At 69.2% G+C, this 21,956-nt stretch carries 20 protein-coding genes; 8 read left to right on the forward strand and 12 right to left on the reverse strand.

What is annotated here, in order from left to right:
• Positions 1–55: 55 nt before the first annotated feature.
• The gene (locus AAN986_RS24140) at positions 56–2,173 is read right to left on the reverse strand and encodes a 3-hydroxyacyl-CoA dehydrogenase NAD-binding domain-containing protein (protein ID WP_016451777.1); all 2,118 of its coding nucleotides are present in this window, start codon (positions 2,171–2,173) and stop codon (positions 56–58) included.
• Between the two features lie 290 nt (positions 2,174–2,463).
• On the opposite strand from AAN986_RS24140, the gene AAN986_RS24145 reads away from it, so the two are divergent.
• Positions 2,464–3,375 (forward strand): LysR family transcriptional regulator, encoded by a 912-nt coding sequence (locus AAN986_RS24145; protein WP_047217687.1) that lies wholly within the window; start codon positions 2,464–2,466, stop codon positions 3,373–3,375.
• 1 nt (position 3,376) lies between these two features.
• Here AAN986_RS24145 and AAN986_RS24150 read toward each other — a convergent pair whose 3' ends face one another.
• The 8 genes from AAN986_RS24150 to AAN986_RS24185 all read right to left on the reverse strand — a co-directional run bounded on the left by AAN986_RS24150 (position 3,377) and on the right by AAN986_RS24185 (position 9,194).
• The gene (locus AAN986_RS24150) at positions 3,377–3,736 is read right to left on the reverse strand and encodes a YXWGXW repeat-containing protein (RefSeq protein ID WP_047217688.1); all 360 of its coding nucleotides are present in this window, start codon (positions 3,734–3,736) and stop codon (positions 3,377–3,379) included.
• A gap of 128 nt (positions 3,737–3,864) precedes the next feature.
• Positions 3,865–4,290 carry a type II toxin-antitoxin system VapC family toxin gene (locus AAN986_RS24155; RefSeq protein ID WP_034365028.1) on the reverse strand — a complete coding sequence of 142 codons (426 nt, stop codon included), beginning with the start codon at positions 4,288–4,290 and terminating at the stop codon, positions 3,865–3,867.
• Positions 4,290–4,547 (reverse strand): type II toxin-antitoxin system Phd/YefM family antitoxin, encoded by a 258-nt coding sequence (locus AAN986_RS24160; protein WP_034365031.1) that lies wholly within the window; start codon positions 4,545–4,547, stop codon positions 4,290–4,292. The genes AAN986_RS24155 and AAN986_RS24160 overlap by 1 nt, the downstream gene beginning before the upstream one ends.
• A 153-nt stretch (positions 4,548–4,700) precedes the next feature.
• Positions 4,701–5,579 (reverse strand): protease HtpX, encoded by an 879-nt coding sequence (htpX, locus tag AAN986_RS24165; RefSeq protein WP_013804154.1) that lies wholly within the window; start codon positions 5,577–5,579, stop codon positions 4,701–4,703.
• An 82-nt stretch (positions 5,580–5,661) separates the two neighbouring features.
• The gene (locus AAN986_RS24170) at positions 5,662–6,471 is read right to left on the reverse strand and encodes a DUF3025 domain-containing protein (RefSeq protein ID WP_047217689.1); all 810 of its coding nucleotides are present in this window, start codon (positions 6,469–6,471) and stop codon (positions 5,662–5,664) included.
• Positions 6,468–7,376, reverse strand: coding sequence for an NYN domain-containing protein (locus AAN986_RS24175; protein ID WP_047217690.1), 909 nt, complete (start codon positions 7,374–7,376; stop codon positions 6,468–6,470). Before AAN986_RS24175 ends, AAN986_RS24170 begins: the two co-directional genes overlap by 4 nt.
• A gap of 33 nt (positions 7,377–7,409) precedes the next feature.
• A complete protein-coding gene (gene pyrC, locus AAN986_RS24180) occupies positions 7,410–8,450 on the reverse strand; it encodes a dihydroorotase (protein ID WP_034365040.1) in 1,041 nt (346 codons plus the stop codon).
• Positions 8,451–8,456: 6 nt separating this feature from the next.
• Positions 8,457–9,194 (reverse strand): Crp/Fnr family transcriptional regulator, encoded by a 738-nt coding sequence (locus AAN986_RS24185; RefSeq protein ID WP_047217691.1) that lies wholly within the window; start codon positions 9,192–9,194, stop codon positions 8,457–8,459.
• A 153-nt stretch (positions 9,195–9,347) separates the two neighbouring features.
• On the opposite strand from AAN986_RS24185, the gene AAN986_RS24190 reads away from it, so the two are divergent.
• The 7 genes from AAN986_RS24190 to AAN986_RS24220 are packed head-to-tail and all read left to right on the forward strand — an operon-like array spanning position 9,348 to position 18,603.
• Complete coding sequence (locus AAN986_RS24190; RefSeq protein ID WP_047217692.1) at positions 9,348–10,412, forward strand: porin; 1,065 nt, start codon at positions 9,348–9,350, stop codon at positions 10,410–10,412.
• A gap of 9 nt (positions 10,413–10,421) precedes the next feature.
• Positions 10,422–12,548 (forward strand): acetate--CoA ligase family protein, encoded by a 2,127-nt coding sequence (locus AAN986_RS24195; protein ID WP_047217693.1) that lies wholly within the window; start codon positions 10,422–10,424, stop codon positions 12,546–12,548.
• On the forward strand, positions 12,545–13,567 hold the full coding sequence (locus AAN986_RS24200; protein ID WP_047217694.1) for a tripartite tricarboxylate transporter substrate binding protein: 1,023 nt from the start codon (positions 12,545–12,547) through the stop codon (positions 13,565–13,567). Before AAN986_RS24195 ends, AAN986_RS24200 begins: the two co-directional genes overlap by 4 nt.
• A 25-nt stretch (positions 13,568–13,592) precedes the next feature.
• The gene (locus AAN986_RS24205; protein ID WP_047217695.1) at positions 13,593–14,978 is read left to right on the forward strand and encodes a DUF1254 domain-containing protein; all 1,386 of its coding nucleotides are present in this window, start codon (positions 13,593–13,595) and stop codon (positions 14,976–14,978) included.
• Between the two features lie 8 nt (positions 14,979–14,986).
• Positions 14,987–16,312 carry a DUF1254 domain-containing protein gene (locus tag AAN986_RS24210; protein WP_047217696.1) on the forward strand — a complete coding sequence of 442 codons (1,326 nt, stop codon included), beginning with the start codon at positions 14,987–14,989 and terminating at the stop codon, positions 16,310–16,312.
• Complete coding sequence (locus AAN986_RS24215; RefSeq protein WP_047217697.1) at positions 16,309–17,562, forward strand: alkyl sulfatase dimerization domain-containing protein; 1,254 nt, start codon at positions 16,309–16,311, stop codon at positions 17,560–17,562. The genes AAN986_RS24210 and AAN986_RS24215 overlap by 4 nt, the downstream gene beginning before the upstream one ends.
• A gap of 51 nt (positions 17,563–17,613) precedes the next feature.
• Entirely contained in the window at positions 17,614–18,603 is a 990-nt protein-coding gene (locus tag AAN986_RS24220) for a tripartite tricarboxylate transporter substrate binding protein (protein WP_047217698.1), read from the forward strand.
• 4 nt (positions 18,604–18,607) lie between these two features.
• Here AAN986_RS24220 and AAN986_RS24225 read toward each other — a convergent pair whose 3' ends face one another.
• The 3 genes from AAN986_RS24225 to AAN986_RS24235 all read right to left on the reverse strand — a co-directional run bounded on the left by AAN986_RS24225 (position 18,608) and on the right by AAN986_RS24235 (position 21,913).
• The gene (locus tag AAN986_RS24225) at positions 18,608–19,636 is read right to left on the reverse strand and encodes a tripartite tricarboxylate transporter substrate binding protein (protein ID WP_047217699.1); all 1,029 of its coding nucleotides are present in this window, start codon (positions 19,634–19,636) and stop codon (positions 18,608–18,610) included.
• A gap of 76 nt (positions 19,637–19,712) precedes the next feature.
• The gene (locus AAN986_RS24230; protein ID WP_047217700.1) at positions 19,713–20,729 is read right to left on the reverse strand and encodes a tripartite tricarboxylate transporter substrate binding protein BugE; all 1,017 of its coding nucleotides are present in this window, start codon (positions 20,727–20,729) and stop codon (positions 19,713–19,715) included.
• Between the two features lie 14 nt (positions 20,730–20,743).
• On the reverse strand, positions 20,744–21,913 hold the full coding sequence (locus AAN986_RS24235) for a M20 family metallopeptidase (RefSeq protein WP_047217701.1): 1,170 nt from the start codon (positions 21,911–21,913) through the stop codon (positions 20,744–20,746).
• Positions 21,914–21,956: the final 43 nt, after the last annotated feature.

The following is a 21,956-nucleotide window of genomic DNA, read 5'->3' on the forward strand; positions in this document are numbered from 1 at the left end:
CCCTCCCGCGTAGCGAGAGAGGGGGAAGCAGCGCAGCGGCTCAGGGGGTGATCAGTTACGCTGCCTTGTTCAGGCTTTCGAAATCACGGCCTTCTGCCACGAGCTTTTCGAGCAGGGGAGCGGGCTTCCAGAACAGCGCGTCTTCCTTGGCGAATTCGCGGATGTCGGCCAGCACCTTATCCAGACCTTGCATGTCGGCCCACTTCATGGGGCCGCCACGAAAGCGCGGGAAGCCGTAGCCGGACAGGAAGGTCACGTCCACGTCCAGCGGGCGCAGGGCAATGCCCTCCTCCACCACCTTGGCGCCTTCGTTGACCATGGCGGCCATGTAGCGGCGCATGATTTCCTCAGGGGTGAATTGGCGCGGCGTCACGCCCTTCTTGGCGCGCTCGGCATCGACGATGGCCAGCACTTCGGGGTCGGGCTGGCCGACGCGTGCGCCCTGCGGGTAGAGGTAGAAGCCACGGCCCGTCTTCTGGCCGAACCAGCCGCGCTCGCAGACGCGGTCGGCCACTTCGACGTAGCGGGCCTTGGGATCGCGCGTGGCAGCGCGCCGCTTGCGCGTGGCCCAGCCGATGTCGCCGCCGGCCAGGTCGGTGACCTGGAACGGGCCCATCGGGTAGCCGAAGCCGCGCACGGCCTCGTCGATCTCGTAGGGGCTGGCGCCGTCTTCCATGATGTAGTCGGCAGCCTGCTTGTAGACGGCCAGGATGCGGTTGCCGATGAAGCCATCGCAGACGCCGGCGCGCACGGGCACCTTCTTCATGCGCTTGGCCAGCTCGAAGGCCGTGGTCACCACATCGGGCGCCACCTTGGCGGGCACCACGATCTCCAGCAGCTTCATGATGTTGGCGGGGCTGAAGAAGTGCAGGCCGATCACGTCCTGCGGGCGCGAGGTGGCGGCGGCAATGGCGTCGATGTCCAGGTAGGAGGTGTTGGTGGCCAGCACGGCGCCCGGCTTGCAGACGCGGTCCAGTTCCTTGAACACGGCCTTCTTGACTTCAAGGTCCTCGAACACGGCCTCGATCACCAGGTCCACATCCTTGATGTCGTCATAGGAGGTGCTGGGCGTGTAGCGCGCCATGACGGCGGCCTTGGCCTCCTCGGTCATGCGGCCCTTCGCGATCAGGCCGTTGTAGACCTTCTCCACATTGGCCTGGCCGCGCGCGATGGACTCGGCGTCGCGCTCGATCATGGTCACGGTGAGGCCCGCGTCCAGCGCGGACACCGTGATGCCGGCGCCCATGGTGCCGCCGCCGATGACGGCGATCTTGGCAAAGTGGCGCGGCGCAGCGGCCTTGGCTTCGGGAATCTTGGCGGTTTCGCGCTCGGCGAAGAAGGCGTGGATCAGGCCGGCGCGCTGCGGGCTGTTCAGGCACTCCACGAACAGGGCGCGCTCCTTGGCGATGCCTTCGTCGAAGGGCAGCTCCACGGCGGCGCGCACGCATTCCACGATCTTCAGCGGCGAGAACAGGCCGCGGCTCTTCTTGGCGGTGTCGGCGGCCAGTGCGTCGAGTTCGGCCAGGGCAGCAGCCTTGTCGGCGATTTCAATGTCACGCGTGCGGCGCGGCGCGGTATTGGTTGCCAGCAGCTCGTTGGCGTAGGCCAGGCCTGCGGCCGTGGCGTCGGTGCCGTCCACCAGCTTGTCCACCAGGCCGGCGGCCAGCGCGGCCTTGGCCGACAGGTGCTTGCCGCTGAGCATGAGGTCGGCTGCCGCCTTCACGCCCATCAGGCGCGGTGCGCGCTGCGTGCCGCCGGCGCCGGGCAGCAGGCCCAGGTTGACTTCGGGCAGGCCGAGCTTGGCAGCCGGCAAAGCCAGGCGGTAGTGGGCCGACATGGCCACTTCCAGGCCGCCGCCCAGGGCCGGGCCATGGATGGCGGCGACCACGATCTTGTCGGAGGCTTCGAGACGATTGAGCACCTCGGGCAGCGAGGGCGGCATGGCGGGCTTGCCGAATTCGCGGATGTCTGCTCCGGCGATAAAGGCCTTGCCCTCACCCACGATGAGCACGGCCTTGACGGCGGCATCCGATTCGGCCTTCTCCACGGCGGCCAGCAGGCCGGCGCGCACGGCCTGGCCCAGGGCATTCACGGGGGGGTTGTTGATGCTGACCACCAGCACGGCGCCGTCAAGGCGGGTCTGGACCACGGAAGCCTGGGCTTGTTCGCTCATCTGCATGTCTCCGAACTTGGGTTTTCCACTCAAAACATCCATTCTTGCCACGACAATGGTTCTTTACAATCCCATGAATGATTGACAGACTGTAAAAACGTATTTGACAGTGTTGAACACCCCCCTGAGGCGCTTGCGCGCCTTCCCCCTCTCTGCTTGCTTCGCAAGGGAGGGGACGACAGCCTCGGTGCGGGGCGGCGCGGCCGGCGTAGGCCCTTCCTCGCTGCCCCTGGCTTTGGAGCGCGCCAGTTTCATAGGCTGTGGGCGAAGCAAAGTATCTGGACATACCTATGGATCTGAACTCGCTGACCCTGCTGGTGGAAATCATCGATAGCGGCAATCTGAGCCAGGCGGCGCGCAAGCTGAAGATGACGCGGGCCAATGTGAGCTATCACCTGACGCAGCTCGAAAAATCGGTGGGGGTGCAGCTGGTGCGGCGCACCACGCGGCGCGTGGAGCCGACCGAGGTGGGGATGCGGATGTACGAGCATGGCCGCGCGATCCAGAACGAGATGATGTCGGCGCGCGAGACGATCACGTCGCTGGGCCAGGGGATGGCAGGGCGCGTGGGGCTGAGCGTGCCCAGCGGCTATGGACAGATCGTGATGAGCGACTGGCTGATCGAGTTCAAGCGGCTGTATCCGGCCATCGTGCTGGATGTGCTGTTCGAGAACCGGGCCGACCATTTGCGCGACGAGGTGGACATCGCCATCCGCGTGATCCAGGAGCCGCCGCTGTCGGTGATTGCGCGCAGCCTGGGCAATGTGCACTACGTGGCCTGCGCCTCACGCGAGTATGCGCAGCAGCACGGCCTGCCCGCCACGCTGTACGAGCTGCGCAACAGCCCGCTGATCACGGCCGGCGTGATGGGCCGCCAGCTGCGCCTGTCGGCCTACCAGGGAACGGAGCGCCAGGAGGTGCTGCTGGCGCCGACCATGATCTCCGAGCACTTCCCGTTCCTGCGCCAGGGCATTCTGGCGGGCCTGGGCGTGGGCCTGGTGCCCGACTACGTGGTGCAGGACAAGGTGGCCAGCGGCGAGGTGGTGCTGACCCTGCAGGAGTACCGCCTGAGCATCTTCGGCACCCACATGTACCTGCTGTACCTGCCCGACCGCCACCAGACCCGGGCCGTGCGCACCTGCATCGACTTCCTGCTGGCCAAGGCCGGCCAGGGTGGCAGCGCCGACGCCGCCGCCACCTGACTCAGCGGCGATACCAGCCGCCGGGACGCTGGTACCAGCCGCGCGGCCCATGGTCCCAGCGGTGCGGGCGCCAGGCATAGCCGGGATGCGGCGGCGCCGCCCAATAACCAGGACGCCAGGCATAACGGCCGCCACCCCAGCCCCAGGAGCCGCCGATCCAGACATGGACCGGCGAGGGAGCGACCGGAATGACCTCGGTCTGCACCGGCGGCGGCGCCATGGGCGCATAGACCACCTCGCCCGAAGGACCTACGGGATAGGCAGGCGCCACCACGCAGCCGGTCAACGCCACCACAGCGGCAACCAGGACCAGGGCCGGAACCAGGCGACGGCCCGGCGTTTGAATGAATACAGGCTTCACGATGCACTCCTGGCCGCGCTTAGTACGGCCATGCAGATACAACGAAAAAGCCCCTGCCGGTTGTTGACAGGGGCTTGTGAAGCCTGGGTAAAGATCAAGTCTGGCTGCACGTGGGGTTGAGACGGGCCCTACATCCAAGGGTTCAAGACGCGCACTCCATGAACTTGGAACGGCTCGAAGTCCTTGATGTTGCGGGTGACCACGCACAAGCCATGCACCTTCGCCGTGGCCGCGATCAGGCTGTCGGCCAGCGGCCGCGGCGCAGGCACGTGGTAGGCCGCGTTTTCCATGGCCACCATCGCATCCACTGGCAGCACACGTCCCTGAAAGGCTGTGAACACGCGTTCCACCAGCCAGCGGCGCAGCACCTGCCCGGCAGCCGGGTCTTGCCGGGCTTTCAACTGCACGCCTTTCTCCAGCTCCATCAGCGTGATCGCGCTGATGAAAAGGGACTCGGCCGCGACCGATTGCGCCCAGGCCACAACGCCATCGTTCGCGCGGCCCGACGATGCCTTGCGCAGTTCGGAAACGATGTTGGAGTCCAACAGATACATCAGGACAGGTCCACTGTGCGCGGCAAATCCTTCGCGCGCTCAATGTCGAAATCGATATCGGCGGCCTCGGGCATGGCCAGCAATTGAAGAATGTTCCGAGTCTGCCCCGACAGTTCACGGAATTTCTCAATGCTCATCAGCACGTGGGCAGGTTGCCCCCGGTCCAGGATGTAGACCACGTCATCACCACTGGCCGCTTTCTTGGCAGCGGAAACATGCTGGTTGAATTCACGGCTGCTGAAGGTCGAAATCTGCATGACGCACCTCCGTCAAAGAAAATGCTTGTACGTTACTACATTCGCATAAATGCAGCACCGGACAAGCATTTCTGATGGGGCTTCGGAAAGCGGAGCCCAGTCGATGACCGGGCCCCACTGGACAGGCTCCAGCGTGTCGAACCTGATCCTGAATCAGAGGTTCTGCGCGTTCTGCAGCGCGGCAATGCGCTCTTCGATCGGCGGGTGGGTCGAGAACAGCTTGCCGATGCCACCGGCAATGCCCATGGCGGCCACGCTCTTGGGCAGCTCGCCGGGGTGCATGCCGCCCAGGCGGGCCAGGGCGTTCATCATGGGCTGCTTGCGGCCCATGAGCTGGGCGGCACCCGCGTCGGCACGGAATTCGCGCTGGCGCGAGAACCAGGCCACGATGATGGCGGCCAGGAAGCCCAGCACGATGTCCAGCACGATGGTGGTCACGTAGTAGCCGATGCCGGGGCCCGAGCTGCTTTCGTCGTTCTTGCGCAGGAAGCTGTCCACGGCATAGCCGATGACGCGCGACAGGAAGACCACGAAGGTGTTCATCACGCCCTGGATCAGGGTCATGGTCACCATGTCGCCATTGGCGATGTGGGCGACCTCGTGGCCGATCACGGCCTCCACCTCTTCGCGCGTCATGCCTTCCAGCAGGCCCGTGGACACGGCCACCAGGGCCGAGTTCTTGAAGGCGCCGGTGGCGAAGGCATTGGGCTCGCCCTCGTAGATGCCGACTTCGGGCATGCCGATGCCGGCACGGTCGGCGAAGCCGCGCACGGTGTTGACGATCCAGGCCTCATCGGCGTTGCGCGGCTCATTGATCACGTGCACGCCCGAGCTCCACTTGGCCAGCGGCTTGGAGATCAGCAGCGAGATGATGGCGCCGCCAAAGCCCATGATGAAGGCGAAGCCCAGCAGGGCCCCGAGGTTCAGGCCATTGGAGGTCAGGAAGCGGTTGACGCCCAGCAGGCTGGCGACGATGCCCAGCACCACCACGACGGCGACGTTGGTCAATAGAAAAAGTGCGATGCGTTTCATCAGTGGGTTCTCCACAAAGTGGGGAAAGGGGGAAGGATCTGGGCCCTGCAGCGTTGAAAAGTGAGGGCCGCACCGGCTGTTTTCAAGCCGGGTCCTGCGCCGTTGTCATTCCTTGTTGTGATGCTTGTACGGAACGGGGCGCCCGGAACACGAGAGAGTCATCATAGAAGGAAAAGTTCTCGTTTTCGCGCCACCAGCCGGGCACGCCCAGCACCGGCAAGGGCGCAAAAGGCTTGCACGCCAGGGTGTCGGCCTCCAGCCAGATGCTGCCGGCCAGCCAGGCGTCGATATCCGCTGCGCCAGAAGCCGGCGTGGCGCCTGCACCATCCGTGTGCACGCACAGCACATGGGCCGTGATGGGCTTGCGCGGCTGCACCAGCTTTTCCAGCAGCGCATGGCCTATGGGCAGCAGCCTGGCCTGGCGCCACAGTGCGCGCTGCTCCACGAAGAGCTGGTGCCAGCGCCGGTGGCGCAGCGCCTCGCACAGCGCGGCCGGCGCCAGCAGCAGGGCGCCGTTCTCGTCCAGCACGGTGACGGCATCGCGCAGCGGCCCGCGCTGCGCGCCCACGCCTGCCCGTGCAATGGCGCCGGCCTGCAGGGCGTTGCAGCGCTGCTTGAGCGCGGGCCAGCGCAGCCAGATCAGGCCGTTGAAGAAGTCATGCAGGTTGTCGCGCGTGGGAATGCAGCGCGTCTCGAAGATGAATTGCTCGTAGGCCATGCCTTCGGGCAGATCGTGCTGGGGCACAAAGCGCCAGGGCAGCGCCTGTGCGTCGGCCAGTGACTGCAGGGCCTGCCAGACCGGCCGGCCCTGCGCCACCTGCAGACAAGCCGCCCTGCCCTGCGTTTGCAGCCCCTGCAGCCAGGGCGCATTCCAGTCGATGGGAAACGTCAATTGCCGGACGGCCTGGACTGCGCCTTGGCCAGGCGCTTGTCACGCACGGCCACGCGCGAGGTGCCCTCGTCGCGCATCTCGAAGGCCTGCGTGGCCGCCAGCAGCTTGGTGAGCGTGGCATAGCCGTAGTTGCGCGCATCGAACGAGGCCTTGTTGCCGATCTGCGCGCCCACGGCGCCCACATGGGCCCAGCCGCTTTCGTCCTGCGTGGCGTTGACGGCGCTGCGCAGCATGTTCAGCAGGCGCGTGTCCTGGCGCAGCTCCTGCGAAGGAACGCGCAGGCAGGGGCGCTGCGGCTCGGGAACGGACAAGGAGGCAGGTGCCTGCTCGACCTGGGCCGGCGCGCGTTCCTTGCCGGCACCGTTGGGCGGCTGGGGCGCGGCGGCGGCCGATGCAGCCACGGGCGGCACCGCCGCCTGGCTTGCCTCATGCGCGGCGTCCTGGCCATTGCCGTTGGCTGGCGCCGCCTCGCCCAGCGCTTCCAGGTACAGGAAGCGCGAGCAGGCATTGACGAAGGGCTGGGGTGTCTGCGCCATGCCGAAGCCGTAGACGGCCGCGCCCTTGGAGCGCAGGTGCATCACCAGCGGGGTGAAGTCGGCGTCGGAGGAGACGATGCCGAAGGCGTCGGGCCGCTCGGTGTAGAGCAGCTCCATGGCGTCCACGGTCATCGCCATGTCGGTGGCGTTCTTGTGCTTGGAGTAGTCGAACTGCTGCATCGGCCGCAGTGCGAAATCGAGCAGCTTGCGCTGCCAGCCGCTGAGCGAATGCTTGGTCCAGTTGCCGTAGGCGCGGCGGATGTCGATGACGCCGAAGGTCGACAGCTCGGTCAGGATCTCGTCGATCATCTCGGCCGGCGCGTTGTCGGCGTCGATCAGCAGGGCGATGCGCGGTTGCGGCTCAGGCATGGCAATCCTCTGGCGGGTGGCAGTCCCGCCAGCTTAAACCAGCTTCCAGGGCAGGGCTTCGCCGGAGCGCAGCGGCTTCAGTTGCGCCTCGCCGAAGGCGAAGCTGTCCGGCGGCGTCCAGCTCTCGCGCACCAGGGTGATCTTGCCGGTGTTGCGCGGCAGGCTGTAGAAGTCCGGGCCGTTGAAGCTGGCGAAGGCTTCGAGCTTGTCCAGCGCGCCGGCATTGTCGAAGGCCTCGGCATACATCTCGATGGCGGCATGGGCGCTGTAGCAGCCCGCGCAGCCCGTGGCGTGTTCCTTGAGATGGGCCGCGTGCGGCGCGCTGTCCGTGCCCAGGAAGAATTTGGGCAGGCCGCTGGTGGCTGCCTCGACCAGGGCCAGGCGGTGCGTCTCGCGCTTGAGCACGGGCAGGCAGTAGTAGTGGGGACGGATGCCGCCCGTGAAGATGGCGTTGCGGTTGAACAGCAGATGCTGGGGCGTGATGGTGGCGCCCACGAAGCGGTCGGCCTCGGTCACGTACTGGGCGGCTTCGCGCGTGGTGATGTGCTCGAAGACGATCTTGAGTTCGGGGAAGTCGCGGCGCAGCGGGATGAGGTGCTGGTCGATGAAGGCGGCCTCGCGGTCGAACAGGTCGATGTCGCTGCTGGTGACTTCGCCGTGCACCAGCAGCAGCAGGCCTTCGCGCTGCATGGCTTGCAGCGTGGGGTAGATCTTGCGCAGGTCGGTGACGCCGTGGTCGCTGTTGGTGGTGGCGCCAGCCGGGTAGAGCTTGCAGGCCACGACGCCGGCCGCCTTGGCGCGCACGATTTCCTCGGGCGGCAGGTTGTCGGTGAGGTACAGCGTCATCAGCGGCTCGAAGGCCATGCCCTCGGGCACGGCCGAGAGGATGCGCTGCTTGTACTCCAGCGCCTGCTCGGCAGTGGTCACCGGCGGCTTGAGGTTGGGCATGATGATGGCGCGCGCAAACTGCGCGGCCGTATGCGGCACCACGCTGCGCATGGCTTCGCCATCGCGCACGTGCAGGTGCCAGTCATCGGGACGGGTGATCGTGAGGGTGTCGGTGGAGGCGGTCATGGTGCGCTATTGTCCCATTGCCGGGCCGGCTGCGGCCGCGCGCCCCAGGCCGGCAAGATCGACCAGCGTCAGCCGCCCATAGGCGGCCTGCAGCAGGCCGCGCTGCTCCAGCAGGCGCAGCTCCTTGTTGATGGTCTGGCGCGAGACCGACAGCATGGCGGCCAGGTCGCTCTGCGAGATGCGCAGCACCACGCCCTGCCCGTCGGGCGCGGGCTGGCCATGCGTGGAGGCCAGCCGCGCCAGCAGCTCGGCCACGCGGTTGTCGATGTTGCTGAAGGCGTGGCGCTGCTGGACGACGATCAGCTCGTGCATGCGCGCCAGCACCAGCAGGCAGATGTCCTTCCACAGCGGCGGATGGGCATCGAGCAGGGCGAGGAAGGACTCGCCGGGGATCTCCACCAGCACCGTGGGCTGGTGCGCGTGGTAGTCGTAGACGAATTGCGTGTGCTCCAGCAGCCGCGCCAGGCCGACGATGTCGCCCGCGCTGTGCATGGACAGCACGAAGCGCGAGCCCGTGGCGTCCACGCCGCCCACTTCCACGCAGCCCGAAGCCACCACCAGCACCTCGCGCCGCTTGGGGTCGGCGGCGCGCACCTGCTGGTGGCGCTCGTAGCGGCCCAGGCGGGACAGCGCCGTCAGCTCATCCAGCACCTCGGGCGGCCAGTTGCGCAGCATGCGGCACAGGCCCAGGGCGCGGCGGATCAGCGCCGAAGGGTCGGCCACGGGAGCAGGCTTGGAGCGCATGGTTCTCTCACGAAGTCGAAGGCCCCGGGTTAGTCCGGTGCCCATGTACCGCCATTTGTCAATGGCTTGACAGAGTGCATCCCCTGTAGCTCGGGATAGTAGCAAGCAAGCCACCGGGCAAAGCATCCGGGGCGCTACCAAGGAGACAAGTTCGTGAAGCACAAGCATTGGCTGGCCGCCGGCGGCATGGCGGCCCTGGGCACGTCCGTGTGGGCCCAGAGCAGCGTGGAGATGTTCGGCATCGTCGACGTCCACATCAACAGCGCAAGGTCGGGCGCCACGCGCCTGAGCCGGCTGGAGGACGGGGGCAGCGCGGCATCGCGCATCGGCTTTCGCGGCAGCGAGGACCTGGGCGGCGGCCTGCGCGCCCAGTTCATGCTGGAGGCCGGCGTGGCGCCGGACACGGGCCTGGGCACCATTCCCGGCCCGGGCCTGGCCTTCACGCGCCAGGCCTGGGTAGGACTGAACAGCGGCTGGGGCGCCGTGGAGATGGGCCGCATGTACACGCCCATGTTCGGCGCGCTGTTCCGGGCCGATCCGCTGGGCATGAACGCGCTGTTTTCCTCGCTGAACCTGGTGTCGGCCACCGATGCCCAGGCCGGCCTGCGGCCGTTTGCGGCGCGGGCCAACAACCTGGTGCGCTACCGCACGCCGGCAGGCCAGCCCTGGCTGGCGGACCTGGCCTATTCCTTCGGCGAAGCGGCTTCGCCGAACAGCAGCAACGGCCGCCTCTACGGCGCCACGCTGGGCTGGAACCAGAAGCCCTGGTTCCTGGCCTACAGCTTCCAGAAGTCCGTGGAAGGCAGCGCCGCCGCACCCGTGGCCGCGCCCGCCACCAGCCAGTACCAGGCGTTGTCGGCCAGCTGGGAAGCCCTGGACGGGCTGCGCCTGACGGGCAACTACGTCATCAACCGCGTGGACCGCGCCGGCACACCCAAGGCGAAGCTGGCGCAGCTGGGCGCCGATTGGAGCGTGGATGCGCGCTCCAAGCTGCTGGTCTCGGTGGCGCGGCGCGAGGTGGGCGGCACGGACCGCGCCCAGAACACCTGGACGCTGGGCTACGACTACGCGCTGAGCAAGCGCACCGTGCTCTACGCGCGCTGGCTGCAGCTGGGCAATGCGGCCAATGCCTCGGCCGCCATTGCCAACGTGCCGGTGGCCGCCAACAGCGGCGACGGCGTGCGGTCCCTGGCGCTGGGTGTGCGCCACAACTTCTGAGGGACACACATGACCGACAGCCATTGCTTCGACACTTCCCGGCTCGACGCGCTGTTCGCGCCGCGCTCCATCGCCGTGGTCGGCGCCTCGGACCAGGCCAGCAAGATCGGCGGCATTCCGCTGGACTACCTGCTGCGCTTCGGCTACGGCGGCGCGCTGTATGCGGTGAACCCGCGCGCCAGCCGCGTGCAGGGCCTGCCCGCGCACGAGCGGCTGGCCGCCATCGGCGCGCCGGTGGACCTGGCCATCGTCGCCGTGCCGCAGTCGCAGGTGGCCGGCGTGCTGGAGGATGCGGCCGCCGCGCGCGTGCAGTCCATGGTGCTGTTTTCCTCGGGCTATGCCGAGACCGGCTCCGACGGCACGGCCGCCCAGCAGGCGCTGGCGCGGCGCGCGCAGGAGGCGGGCATACGCCTCATCGGCCCGAACTGCCTGGGCTTCATGCGCCCCGGCCACCAGGTCTACGCCACGTTCTCGCCCGCGCCGGGCGGCGGCCTCGTGCGGCCCGGGCGCATCGGCATGGTCAGCCAGTCGGGCGCCTTCGGTGCCTATGCCTACAGCCTGGCGCGCGAGCGTGGGCTGGGCCTGTCGCTGTGGGCCACCACGGGCAACGAGGCCGATGTGCAGCTGGCCGATGGCCTGGCCTGGCTGGCCCAGGACCCCGAGACCGACGTGATCATGGCCTACATGGAAGGCTGCCGCGACGGCCCCCGGCTGCGCGCGGCCCTGGCCCTGGCGCAGGAGCGCGGCAAGCCCGTGGTCATGTGCAAGGTGGGCACCAGCGCCCTGGGCGCGGCCGCCGCCGCATCGCACACCGCCTCGCTGGCGGGCAACGATGCCGTCTATGACGCGGTGTTCCGCCGCTACGGCGTGCTGCGCGCGCATTCCATCACCGACTTCTTCGCGCTGGCGGCCAGTGCCTCCATCGCCCGGGCCCCCAAGGGGCGGTCCATCGGACTGTTCACGGTCTCGGGCGGCGTGGGCGCCATGATGGCCGACGACGCCAGCGCAGCCGGCCTGGACGTGGCACCGCTGTCCGATGCGGCCCAGCGCCAGCTGCGCGAATGGGTGCCGTTTGCCGCGCCGCGCAACCCCGTGGACATCACGGGCCAGGTCACCAACGACATGACGCTGCTGGAGCGCAGCGCCCGCCTGATGCTGGCCGACCGGCAGTTCGACAGCTGGCTCGGCTTCTTCGCGGCAGGCGGCCTGTCCGACGCCTTCTGGCCCGTGCTGCAAAGCCTGGTGCAGACGCTGCGCACCCACCATCCGGACACCCTGCTGGCCGTCAGCACACTGTGCCCGCCCGAGCGCCGCGATGCGCTGGAGGCGCTGGGCTGCCTGGTGTTCGCCGACCCGGGCGCGGCCATACGCTGCATTGGCGCGCTGGCCCGCCTGCATGAAACACCGCAGGCTCTGCCCGCGATGGCAGATGCAGGCAGCGCACTGCACCTGGCGGCGGGCACGCTGTCGGAGCAGCGCAGCATGGCCCTGCTGGCCGAGGCCGGAGTGCCCGTGGTGCCGCACCGGCTGGTGCGCACGGCGGCCGAGGCAGCGCAGGCCGTGCAGGCCGCGCAGGAGATGGGCGGACGCATTGCCCTCAAGGTCTGCAGCGATGCCATCGCCCACAAGTCCGACGTGGGCGGCGTGGCACTGAACCTGGCGGATGCGGCCGGCGCCCAGGCCGCCTTCGACCGCATCCTGGCCAATGCGCGCCAGGCCCGGCCCGATGCGCACATCGACGGCGCGCTGGCCGCCCCCATGGTGCAGGGCGGCGTGGAGTGCATCGCCGGCGTGCACCGCGACCCGGTGTTCGGCCCGGTGCTGATGTTCGGGCTGGGCGGCATCCATGCCGAGATCCTGCGCGATGTCTCGCTGCGCCTGCTGCCCATCACGCGCGACGACGCGCTGGCCATGGTGCGCGAGCTGCGGGCCTTCGCCGTGCTGGACGGCGCGCGCGGCCGCCCCCGCGTGGACCTGGACAGCATTGCCGACACGCTGTGCGCCCTGGCCGGCTTTGCGCAGCGCGCAGGCGCCACGCTGGAAAGCGCCGAGATCAACCCCCTGATCGCCCGCCCGCGCGCAGACGGCGGCTGCGTGGCCGTCGATGCGCTGGTCATCGGCAGGGAGGCTGCATGAAAGCCAATGCCCATTCCATCTCCCACCAGGAGGCCACCATGAACACACCCCTGCTGCGCACCACCGCGCTGACCTGCCTTGCCCTGGCCTGCAGCGCCGCGCTGGCCCAGGACGGCTATCCCGCCCGGCCCGTTCGCATCGTCGTGCAATACCAGGCCGGCGGCTCCACCGACACCGTGGCGCGCATCCTGGCCGAGGGCCTGGCCAAGCGCCTGGGCCAGCCCGTGGTGGTGGACAACCGCAGCGGCGCCGGCGGCATCATCGGCACCGAGCATGTGGCCAAGAGCGCGCCCGACGGCCACACCCTGCTGCTGACCGTGCCCGGGCCCATCACGGCCAACCTGGTGCTCTACAAGAAGCTGCCCTACGACCCGCGCACAGAGCTGCGCATGGTCTCGGACGTGGTCTCGCCCTCCATGGTGATGGCCGTCAACCCGGCCGTGCCGGCCAAGGACTTCAAGGGACTGGTCGAGGCCGTGCGCCAGTCGCCGGGCAAGTACGCCATGGGTTCCTGGGGCGCGGGCACGCAGCCGCACCAGGTCCAGGTCTTCATGGACAAGGCCTACGGCCTGCAGTCGCTGCACGTGGCCTACAAGGGCGAGGGGCCCATGTCCATCGACCTGATCAGCGGCGTGATCCAGATGACGCTGGGCTCGGCCGCCACGCTCAAGCCCTTCATCGACGCCGGCAAGCTGCGCGCCCTGGCCGTGGCCGGACCGCGCCGCAGCAAGGTACTGCCCGATGCGCCCACCTTTGCCGAGCAGGGCTACCGCGAGCCCGTGTATGCCATCACGGGATCGATCTCGCTGATGGCGCCCGCGCGCACGCCCGACGCCATCGTCGAACGCCTGGGCCGCGAGGTCGCCGCCGTGATGCGCGAGCCCCAGGTGCGCCAGCGTGTCGAGGCGCTGGGCCTGGAGGCCCAGGGCAACAGCCCGGCCGAGGCCAGCGCCGCCTACGCCGCCTTTTTGCCCGTGGCGCTGGACCTGGCGCGCTCCACGGGCGTGACCCTCGACTGACCCCCCTCCTGCCCTGAAGAAAACAATGGACATGAACCCGACCCCTCCCTCCCTGCCCGAAGTCCGCCGCGCCCTGGCGCGCTCCATCGGCCTGGCCGCCTTTGTCTATGGCTATCCGCTGATAGAGACCTACCGCACCTGCCGCCTGCAGACCGATGCCGGCGCCGCACGTGCCACCGGCCTGGGCCTGGACATGCGCGGCGACTTCGACACGCTGCACCACAGCCAGCGCCCCTCCACCCATGAGGACCGCGACGTGGTCACGCCCGCCAACGACCTGCTGTACTCGCTGGCCTGGATCCACCTGGCCGACGGCCCGCGCCTGCTGACCGTGCCCTCCAGCGCCGCACATCCGGGCCGCTACTTCGTGCTGGCCCTGTACGACGCCTATACCGAGAATTTCGAGAACCTGGGACCGCGCAACTGTGCGCCCGAAGGAGAGACCGTGGTCCTGGTCGGGCCGGGCGGCCAGGTGCCGGAACACCTGGCCGGCCACCGTCTGGTGCACTGCCCCAGCAACCTGGTCTGGCTGATCGGCCGCACCGTGGTGGGCGATGCGCCCGACTGGCCTGCAGCCCGCGCACTGCAGGCCGACATCCGACTGGAGCCCGCGCCAGGCACGCCGAAAGGAGGCCGCCCGGCCGCCGTCGCGAACTGGGTCGGCCCGCCCGTGGACGCCATGGCGGCCGCCTTCGAGAACCAGGAGCCTGCGGCCGAGGTTGCACCGCGATTTTTTGCCAACCTCTGCCATGCGCTGGCCGAGGCGCCTGGCCGCAAGGAGGACCAGGGGCTGCTGGCCTGGTTCGGCCAGGCCGGCCTGGTGGCCAGCGCCCACATGGCGTGGGAGCAGCTGGAGGAGCACTTGCGCGAAGGCCTGACCGAGGGCTTTGCCGACGGCGTGCGCACCGTGGCCGCCATGGGGCGCAACCGCCGTCCCCGGCCCTGGACCATGACGCCGTCCACCGGCCGCTACGGCAGCGAGTACCTGGGCCGCGCACGCACCGCCTACCTGGGCCTGGGCGCGCTGGCCACCAGCGAGGCCATCTACGCGGCCGCCCACCACGACGCAGGCCTGCAGCCGCTGGACGGCAGCCAGCGCTATGTGCTGCGCTTCAATGCCGCCGACATGCCGCCGGCCGATGCCTTCTGGTCCGTCACCCTGTATGACGCCGACCGCTTTCTCTACGGCAACGAGATCGGCCGCCACTCCATCGGCGACCGCACGCCGGGACTGCTGCGCGAGGCCGACGGCAGCCTGCAGATCGACCTGGGCCATGCCCGGCCGGCACAGGGCGCCGCCAACTGGCTTCCCACGCCGCACGGGCGCTTCTACCTCATCCTGCGCATGTACCACCCGCAGGCAGGCGCGCACCAATGGCCTGTTCCACCCCTGCAGCCCGTGGCCGCATGAGACACGCCATGGACCTGAGCACCCTGGCCGAAGAGGCCGTCATCCACACCTGCCCGCTGTACGAGATGCGCCGCATGCGCGCGGCCACCTCGCCCCGGCGCAATGCGGCGGGCGAGGCCGCGCCCGCACCGCTGCGCTGGTGCAACCAGTTCGTGCATGCGCGCCAGCTGCTGCGCGCCGGCACCAGCCGCGTGGTCACGCCCAACAACGACACGCTCTACACCAACGCCTGGCTGGACCTGGGCGCCGGGCCGCTGGTGATCGACGTGCCCGACACGGCGGGCCGCTACTACGTGCTGGGCCTGCTGGACTTCTTCACCAACCCCTTCGCCCACCTGGGCCAGCGCCTGACGGGCACGGCAGCGCGCTCCTTCCTTGTCACGCCGCCCGGCTGGCAGGGGGCGCTACCGCCACCGTTCGATGCGCCCGGCGCACACATTGCCGCGCCCACGCCCTGGCTGTGGGTGATAGGCCGCATCCTGGTCGATGGCGAGCACGACCTGCCCGCCGTGCACGCGCTGCAGGACGGCTTTGCGGTGCGCCCGCTGGCCGACTGGCAGGCGGGCACGCCCTCGCAGGCCCGTGCCTTCGACCCGGACTGCGATCCCCAGGCCCCGCCAAATGCCGAGCACTATGCAGCCCAGGTGAATGCCGCCTTGCGCGACAACCCGCCGCCGGCGGGGCATGCCGCACGGGTCGCACGCTTTGCTGCCGTGGGCCTGGGCGCCGGGCTGGGCGCACCCGATGCGCAACAGCAAGCCGCACTGCAGCGCGCCCTGGACAGCGTGCTGCCCCGGCTGCGCGCGGCCAGCACGGGCCGGCGCCTGGACTCGGGCTGGGAACTCCCCGCCCTGGTCGAAGGCAGTTTTGGCGATGACTTCCAGGCCCGCGCCGAAATTGCGCTCAAGTACATCGGCATGCTGGAAAGCCGCGAGGCCATCTACCCGCTGGCCTGGCATGACGCCCAGGGCCGGCCCCTGCACGGCAGCCGCCGCTACCGGCTTCGCTTTGCACCAGGCGCGCTGCCGCCCGTGCAGGCCTTCTGGTCCCTGACCCTCTACGGCGCCCACGACTGCATGCTGGTGGACAACCCCATCGACCGCCATGCCATCGGCGACCGCACGCCGGGCCTGCGCCCCGACTCTGATGGCGATGGCGGGTTGACTATCCACATCAGCCACGCGCCACCGGCCAGCGAAGACCACCGCGCCAACTGGCTGCCCGCGCCGCGCGAAGGCTTCTACCTGTGCCTGCGCGCCTACATGCCCCAGCCCGAACTGCTGGACGGCCGCTACGCCCTGCCCCCCATCGAACCAGACCCGGAGACCCCATGAACGCCAGAGACGACGACAAGCCCTTCTTGCTGGTGGGCACCGGCAGCGAAACCGTGGCGCCGGGCCTGCACATACTGCGCGGCCAGGGCCAGTCCTTCGTGGCCGAGACCGACGCGGGCCTGGTGGTGATCGACGCCGGCCCCGGCGGCAAGGTCAGCCAGGACATGATCGCCAGCCTGCGCCAGCTCAGCGACGCGCCCGTGCATGCGCTGTGCTACAGCCACGGCCACATCGGCTACAACGCGGGCGTGCCCGCATGGCTGGAGCATGCGGCCGCGCGCGGAGAGCCTGTGCCGCGCCTCATCGCGCACCGCAACCTGCCGCGCCGCCAGGCACGCTACCGCGAGACCCGGGCGCTGCAGCACCGCATGGCCGAGATCCAGTTCAACCGCAGCGCGGGCTTTTTCGAGCACCGGCTGGACATGCACGAGCCCACCGAAACCTTCGACACGCGGCTGGAGATAGGCAGCGGAGACAGCCGCATCGAGCTGTTCTGGGCGCCGTCCGAGACCGACGACGCCATCGCGCTGTGGAGCCCCGGCCAGCGCGTGCTGTACGGCGGCGCGGCGCTGCTGGACTCCATCCCCAACATCGGCACGCCCTTTCGCACGCTGCGCGACACCGTGCGCTGGGCCGACACGCTGCAGGCCATGGCCGCGCTGCGCCCGCTCAAGGCCGTGCGCGAGTTCGGTCCCGTGATCGAGGGCGAGCAGGCCGTGCAGCAGGTGCTGCTGCACACCGCACAGGCGCTGCGCTGGCTGCGCGCCGAAGTCGTGCGCCTGATGAACGAGGGCCTGAACGAGCAGCAGGTGCTCGCGGCCATGGACTATCCGCAGGAGCTGTTCGGCGTGGAGTGGATGAAGCCCACCTATGGCGACCCCAGCTACATCGTGCGCGACATCTACCGCTCGGAAAACGGCTGGTGGGACCGCAACCCGACCACGCTGCACCCGGCCCCGCCCGAGGCTGCGGGCGCCGCCATTGCCGATGCCATCACCGACAAGCCCGGCCTGGTGGCCAGCGCCCAGGCGCTAGCCGACGCGGGCCAGTGGCAGCTGGCCCTGCATGTGATCGACGTGCTGGCCACGGCGGCCGGCGACGCGCCCGAGATCGGCCAGGCCCGCAGCCTCAAGGCCGCCTGGCTGCGCGAGCGTGCGCGCGAGGTGGACAGCTATGTCTCGCGCAACCTCTACCGCGTGGGGGCCGACATGATCGAGCAGGGCACGCAGGCGCGCCTGGGGCTACGCTGACGGGGCCGCGCACAGGCAAGGCGACTCAAGGCGACACAAGGAGACAAGTGCATGAAGACGATGAAGAAGCACGGCATGGCCTGGGCCCTGCTGCTGGCCATGGCCTGCACAGGCCACGCCCAGCCGGCGCAGGATGCCGGCAACTACCCCGCCCGCCCCGTCACGCTGATCGTGCCCACGGCCGCCGCCGGCGGCACGGACACCATCGCGCGGGTGTTTGCCGAAGGCCTGACCCGGCTGCTCAGGCAGCCCTTCGTGGTGGACAACCGGCCCGGCGCCAACGGCCTGGTCGGCGTGGAGCAGGCCGCACGCAGTGCGCCGGACGGCTACCGGCTGCTGTTCACCTACACGGCGTCCATGGCCGTGAATCCCAGCCTCTACCGCAAGGTTCCGTATGACCCGATCAAGGACTTCACGCCCATTGCGCAGATAGGGCGCGCCGGCAATCTGCTGCTGGTCTCGCGCGATCTGCCCGTGCATTCGCTCAAGGAGTTCGTGGAGCATGTGCGCGCCCGGCCCGGCCAGCTCAGCTACTGCTCCTGGGGCCAGGGCTCGGGCGGGCACCTGACCATGGAATTCCTGCTCAAGCAGGCAGGCCTGCAGATGCAGCATGTGCCCTACAAGGGCAGCAGCCCCTGTGTGCAGGGCCTGCTGGGCGGGCAGGTGCAAGCGGCGTTTGCGGACACCTCTTCCACCGTGGAGCTGGTGCGTGCGGGCCGCGTGCGCGCCATTGCGCACAGCGGCGACAAGCGCATTCCCAGCCAGCCGGACCTGCCCAGCCTGACCGAGGCGGGCTACCCGTTCCACAACTATTCCTGGTACGGCGTCTTCGCGCCCGCCAAAACGCCGCAGCCCATCGTGGACAAGCTCAACGCCGCCATCAACCAGTTGCTGCAGGACCCGGCCACGGCCAAAAAGCTGGGCGAGCTCAACCTGACCGATCTGCCCCGGACCACGCCTGCGCAATTCGCCGACACGCTGCGCCAGGACCTGGCGGACTGGGGGCGGCTGGTGCGCGAGGTGGGTGTGCAGTTGGACTAGCAGCTCACTCGGCGACGATGCCCGTCCTGCGCACCACCTCGCCAAAGCGCTTGAGGCGCTCGGACATCATGGCCTCGAAAGCCGCGGGGCTCATTTCCTCGGGCGGGGTCACGCCCCGGTCCTGCAGGCTGGCCACCATGGCCGGCGCCGTGGCGGCCTGGCGCACGGCCTTGAAGAGGGCCTGCACCACGGGCGCGGGCGTGCCGGCCGGCGCGGCCAGGCCGGTCCATGAGCTCATGTTCAGCTGCGGGTAGCCGACCTCGGCCAGCGTGGGCACATCGGGAATTTGTGCCACGCGCTGCTCGGAGGCCACGGCCAGGGCGCGCACCTTGCCCGCCTGGATGTGGGGCAGCATGGAGATGAGGTTGTCGAAGAACACCTGCACCTCGCCCGCCAGCACCGAGGTGACCAGCAGCGTGCCGCCCCGGTAGGGAACATGGGTGATGTCCAGGCCCGCATCGGCCTTGAAAATCTCCATGTTGAGCTGGCCCATGCTGCCCGTGCCGCCGCTGCCGTAGTTGAGCTGGCCAGGGTGCTTTTTGGCATAGGCGATGAACTCCGCAAAGCTGCGGATGGGCAGGCTCGCGGGCACGACCAGCACATTGGGCAGGCGGCCCAGGATGGCGATGTTCTCGAAGTCCTTGATGGGGTCGTAGCCCACCTTGGGCTGGGTCAGAGGATTGGCCAGATGGCTGCTCTGCGAGGACACGACCAGGGTGTAGCCGTCCGGCTTGGCGCGCGCCACGGCCAGCGCGGCCACCGAGCCGCCCGCGCCGGGCCGGTTCTCCACGACGATGGGCACGCCCAGGATGCGTGCCATGGGCTCGGCGTACTGGCGTGCCATGGCATCCACCGAACCGCCCGGAGGGAACGGCACGATGAAGCTGATCTGGCGCGAGGGGTAGCCAGCGGCCTTGCCTTCGGCGGCCAGCGCCGCAAGCGGCGCCAGCATACCCAGGCCCAGCCCCGCGCCAAGCACGCGGCGGCGGGAAGGGTGGCTGGCAGCCTGGCGGGCGATAGGGGTCATGCTCATGTCTCCTCCTTATGGAAATACCTCGGCTGCGCCCGGCCATCCGGGGCGCCCTGGGGGCGCCCTGGGCGTGCCCTGCTTACTCGGCCACGATATGGGCCTTGCGCACCACCTCGCCGAAGAGCTTCAGGCGCTCGGCCATCATCTTCTCGAACGCGGCAGGGCTCATCTCCTCGGGCGCGACCACGCCGCGCTCCTTGAGGCTGGCCACCATGGCCGGCGCCGTGGCCGCCTGGCGGATGGCCTTGTGCAGCGTCTGCACGATGGCGTCGGGCGTGCCCGCAGGCGCCGCGATGCCGGTCCAGGAACTCATGTTGAGCTGGGGATAGCCGACCTCGGCCATGGTGGGCACGTCGGGCAGCATGGGCAGGCGCTGCTCCGAGGCCACGACCAGGGCGCGCACCTTGCCCGACTGCACGTGGGGCAGCATGAAGACCAGGTTGTCGAGGATGAACTGCACCTCGTTGCCGATGGCGGCCGTGACCAGCGGCGAGCCGCCACGGTAGGGAATGTGGGTGGCGAAGATGCCCGTGGCGGCCTTGAGCATTTCCACATTGAGCTGGCCCATGCTGCCGATGCCGCCGCTGCCGTAGTTGACCTGGCCGGGGCGCTTCTTCACGTACTCGATGAACTCCTGGAAGTTCTTCACGGGCAGGCTGGAATGCACCATCAGCGCATTGGGCTGGCGGCCCAGGATGGCAATGTTCTCGAAGTCCTTGATGGGGTCGTAGCCGATCTTGGGCTGGGTCAGCGGATTGGCCAGGTGGCTGCTTTGCGAGGACACGACCAGGGTGTAGCCGTCCGGCTTGGCGCGCGACACGTACTGCGTGGCCACCGAGCCGCCCGCGCCGGGCCGGTTCTCCACCACGATGGGCGCGCCCAGGATGCGCGACAGGGGCTCGGCGTACTGTCGGCCCATGATGTCCACCGAACCGCCGGGCGGAAACGGCACGACCAGCGTGATCGGGCGCGAGGGGTACTTGTCATCGGCGCGTGCGGCCAGCGGCGCCAGCGCGGACAGGCCCGCCAGGCCAAGGCCTGCGCCCAGCAGCTTGCGGCGGGTGTTCAGGGAGGGGTTCACGGACAGGTTTTTCATGGGTATCAGCGCAATCAGGGGTGATCAAAGATGGCGAGGGCCACGGCCTGCGCACGCGGAACGAAGGTGGCCAGCTCGCAGTACTCGCGCTCGGTATGGGCATGGCCGCCCACGGGGCCGGTGGCACACAGCGTGGGCACGCCCACCGAGGCGGTCAGACCGCTGTCGGCCGCGCCGCCCGTGAACTCGCCCTGCACATCGAAGCCCAGCGACTGCGCGCCGCGCCGGTACAGCTGCAGCAGCGCATCGGGCGTGGGCGCCATGGGCAGGGTGCGGCGCACGGCGGTGACGCGGCCCTGGGTGCGGGGCACGGATTCTTCCTCCACGATGGCGCGGATGCGCTCCATCAGCGCATCGGGATCGGTCTGAGCCGTGTAGCGCACATCGAGCTCGGCCTTGGCGTGGGGCGCCACCATGTTCGGCACGATGCCGCCCTGCAGCACGCCCACATTGGTGGTCGTGCCCGTGGCGGGATCGGTCAGCGCATGCAGGGCCAGCAGCTTGCGCGCCATGGCCTCCAGCGCGCTGGCGCCGGCCGCGTGGTTGATGCCCGCATGGGCGGCCACGCCCTGCACCTCGAACTCCACGGCCATCGATCCCTTGCGGCTGGTCACCAGGTTGCCGCTGACGCGGCCGGGCTCGGCATTGAAGACGGCGCGCGCACCGCGCACCGTGTCCATGATGGTCTGGCGCGTGGCGGGCGAGCCGATCTCCTCATCGCACGAGAAGAACAGCTTGAGCGGCGCGCCCAGGCCGCCGCAGCGCGCAAAGGCCTCGGCCACGAAGACGTTGAGCACCAGGCCCGACTTCATGTCGGCCACGCCGGGACCGTAGGCCCGGCCTTCTTCCACGCGGAAGGGGCGGCGCGCCACGGTGCCGGCCGGAAAAACCGTGTCCATGTGACCCATCAGATAGATGGGCGCGCCCTCGCCGGGCCCGGGCACGTCGGCATGCAGCAGCACGCCGTAGCCGGGCACGTCCTCGAAACGCACGGCCACGCCGGCCGCCTCCAGCCGCTCGCGCAGCGCCTGGGCCACGGCCAGGATGCCGGCTTCATCGCGGCTGCCGCTGTCGATATCGACAATCCTGTGCAACAGGTCTTGCATGGCCTGCTGCTGGCCGCCCAGCCAGTCCAGCAGTCTCGCGCGCTGCTGCACGCGGCTTTGTTCGAGGGTATCGTGCATGGTGGAATCTCCAGAGTGCATGCAGTGTTGCACGCTACCCCCT

This window comes from Delftia sp. DS1230 (genome assembly GCF_040112715.1).
Taxonomy (GTDB): Bacteria; Pseudomonadota; Gammaproteobacteria; order Burkholderiales; family Burkholderiaceae_C; genus Comamonas; species Comamonas tsuruhatensis.

What these genes read in the sequence shown, in the direction of transcription:
- AAN986_RS24160 (WP_034365031.1), bottom strand. Translation starts at nt 4,547, where the DNA reads ATGCAGATTTCGACCTTCAGCAGCCGTGAATTCAACCAGCATGTTTCC.
- AAN986_RS24225 (WP_047217699.1), bottom strand. Translation starts at nt 19,636, where the DNA reads ATGAGCATGACCCCTATCGCCCGCCAGGCTGCCAGCCACCCTTCCCGC.
- AAN986_RS24140 (WP_016451777.1), bottom strand. Translation starts at nt 2,173, where the DNA reads ATGAGCGAACAAGCCCAGGCTTCCGTGGTCCAGACCCGCCTTGACGGC.
- AAN986_RS24200 (WP_047217694.1), top strand. Translation starts at nt 12,545, where the DNA reads ATGAAAGCCAATGCCCATTCCATCTCCCACCAGGAGGCCACCATGAAC.
- AAN986_RS24230 (WP_047217700.1), bottom strand. Translation starts at nt 20,729, where the DNA reads ATGAAAAACCTGTCCGTGAACCCCTCCCTGAACACCCGCCGCAAGCTG.
- htpX (WP_013804154.1), bottom strand. Translation starts at nt 5,579, where the DNA reads ATGAAACGCATCGCACTTTTTCTATTGACCAACGTCGCCGTCGTGGTG.
- AAN986_RS24220 (WP_047217698.1), top strand. Translation starts at nt 17,614, where the DNA reads ATGAAGACGATGAAGAAGCACGGCATGGCCTGGGCCCTGCTGCTGGCC.
- AAN986_RS24145 (WP_047217687.1), top strand. Translation starts at nt 2,464, where the DNA reads ATGGATCTGAACTCGCTGACCCTGCTGGTGGAAATCATCGATAGCGGC.
- AAN986_RS24235 (WP_047217701.1), bottom strand. Translation starts at nt 21,913, where the DNA reads ATGCACGATACCCTCGAACAAAGCCGCGTGCAGCAGCGCGCGAGACTG.
- AAN986_RS24175 (WP_047217690.1), bottom strand. Translation starts at nt 7,376, where the DNA reads ATGCCTGAGCCGCAACCGCGCATCGCCCTGCTGATCGACGCCGACAAC.
- pyrC (WP_034365040.1), bottom strand. Translation starts at nt 8,450, where the DNA reads ATGACCGCCTCCACCGACACCCTCACGATCACCCGTCCCGATGACTGG.
- AAN986_RS24210 (WP_047217696.1), top strand. Translation starts at nt 14,987, where the DNA reads ATGGACCTGAGCACCCTGGCCGAAGAGGCCGTCATCCACACCTGCCCG.
- AAN986_RS24195 (WP_047217693.1), top strand. Translation starts at nt 10,422, where the DNA reads ATGACCGACAGCCATTGCTTCGACACTTCCCGGCTCGACGCGCTGTTC.
- AAN986_RS24205 (WP_047217695.1), top strand. Translation starts at nt 13,593, where the DNA reads ATGGACATGAACCCGACCCCTCCCTCCCTGCCCGAAGTCCGCCGCGCC.
- AAN986_RS24155 (WP_034365028.1), bottom strand. Translation starts at nt 4,290, where the DNA reads ATGTATCTGTTGGACTCCAACATCGTTTCCGAACTGCGCAAGGCATCG.
- AAN986_RS24185 (WP_047217691.1), bottom strand. Translation starts at nt 9,194, where the DNA reads ATGCGCTCCAAGCCTGCTCCCGTGGCCGACCCTTCGGCGCTGATCCGC.
- AAN986_RS24215 (WP_047217697.1), top strand. Translation starts at nt 16,309, where the DNA reads ATGAACGCCAGAGACGACGACAAGCCCTTCTTGCTGGTGGGCACCGGC.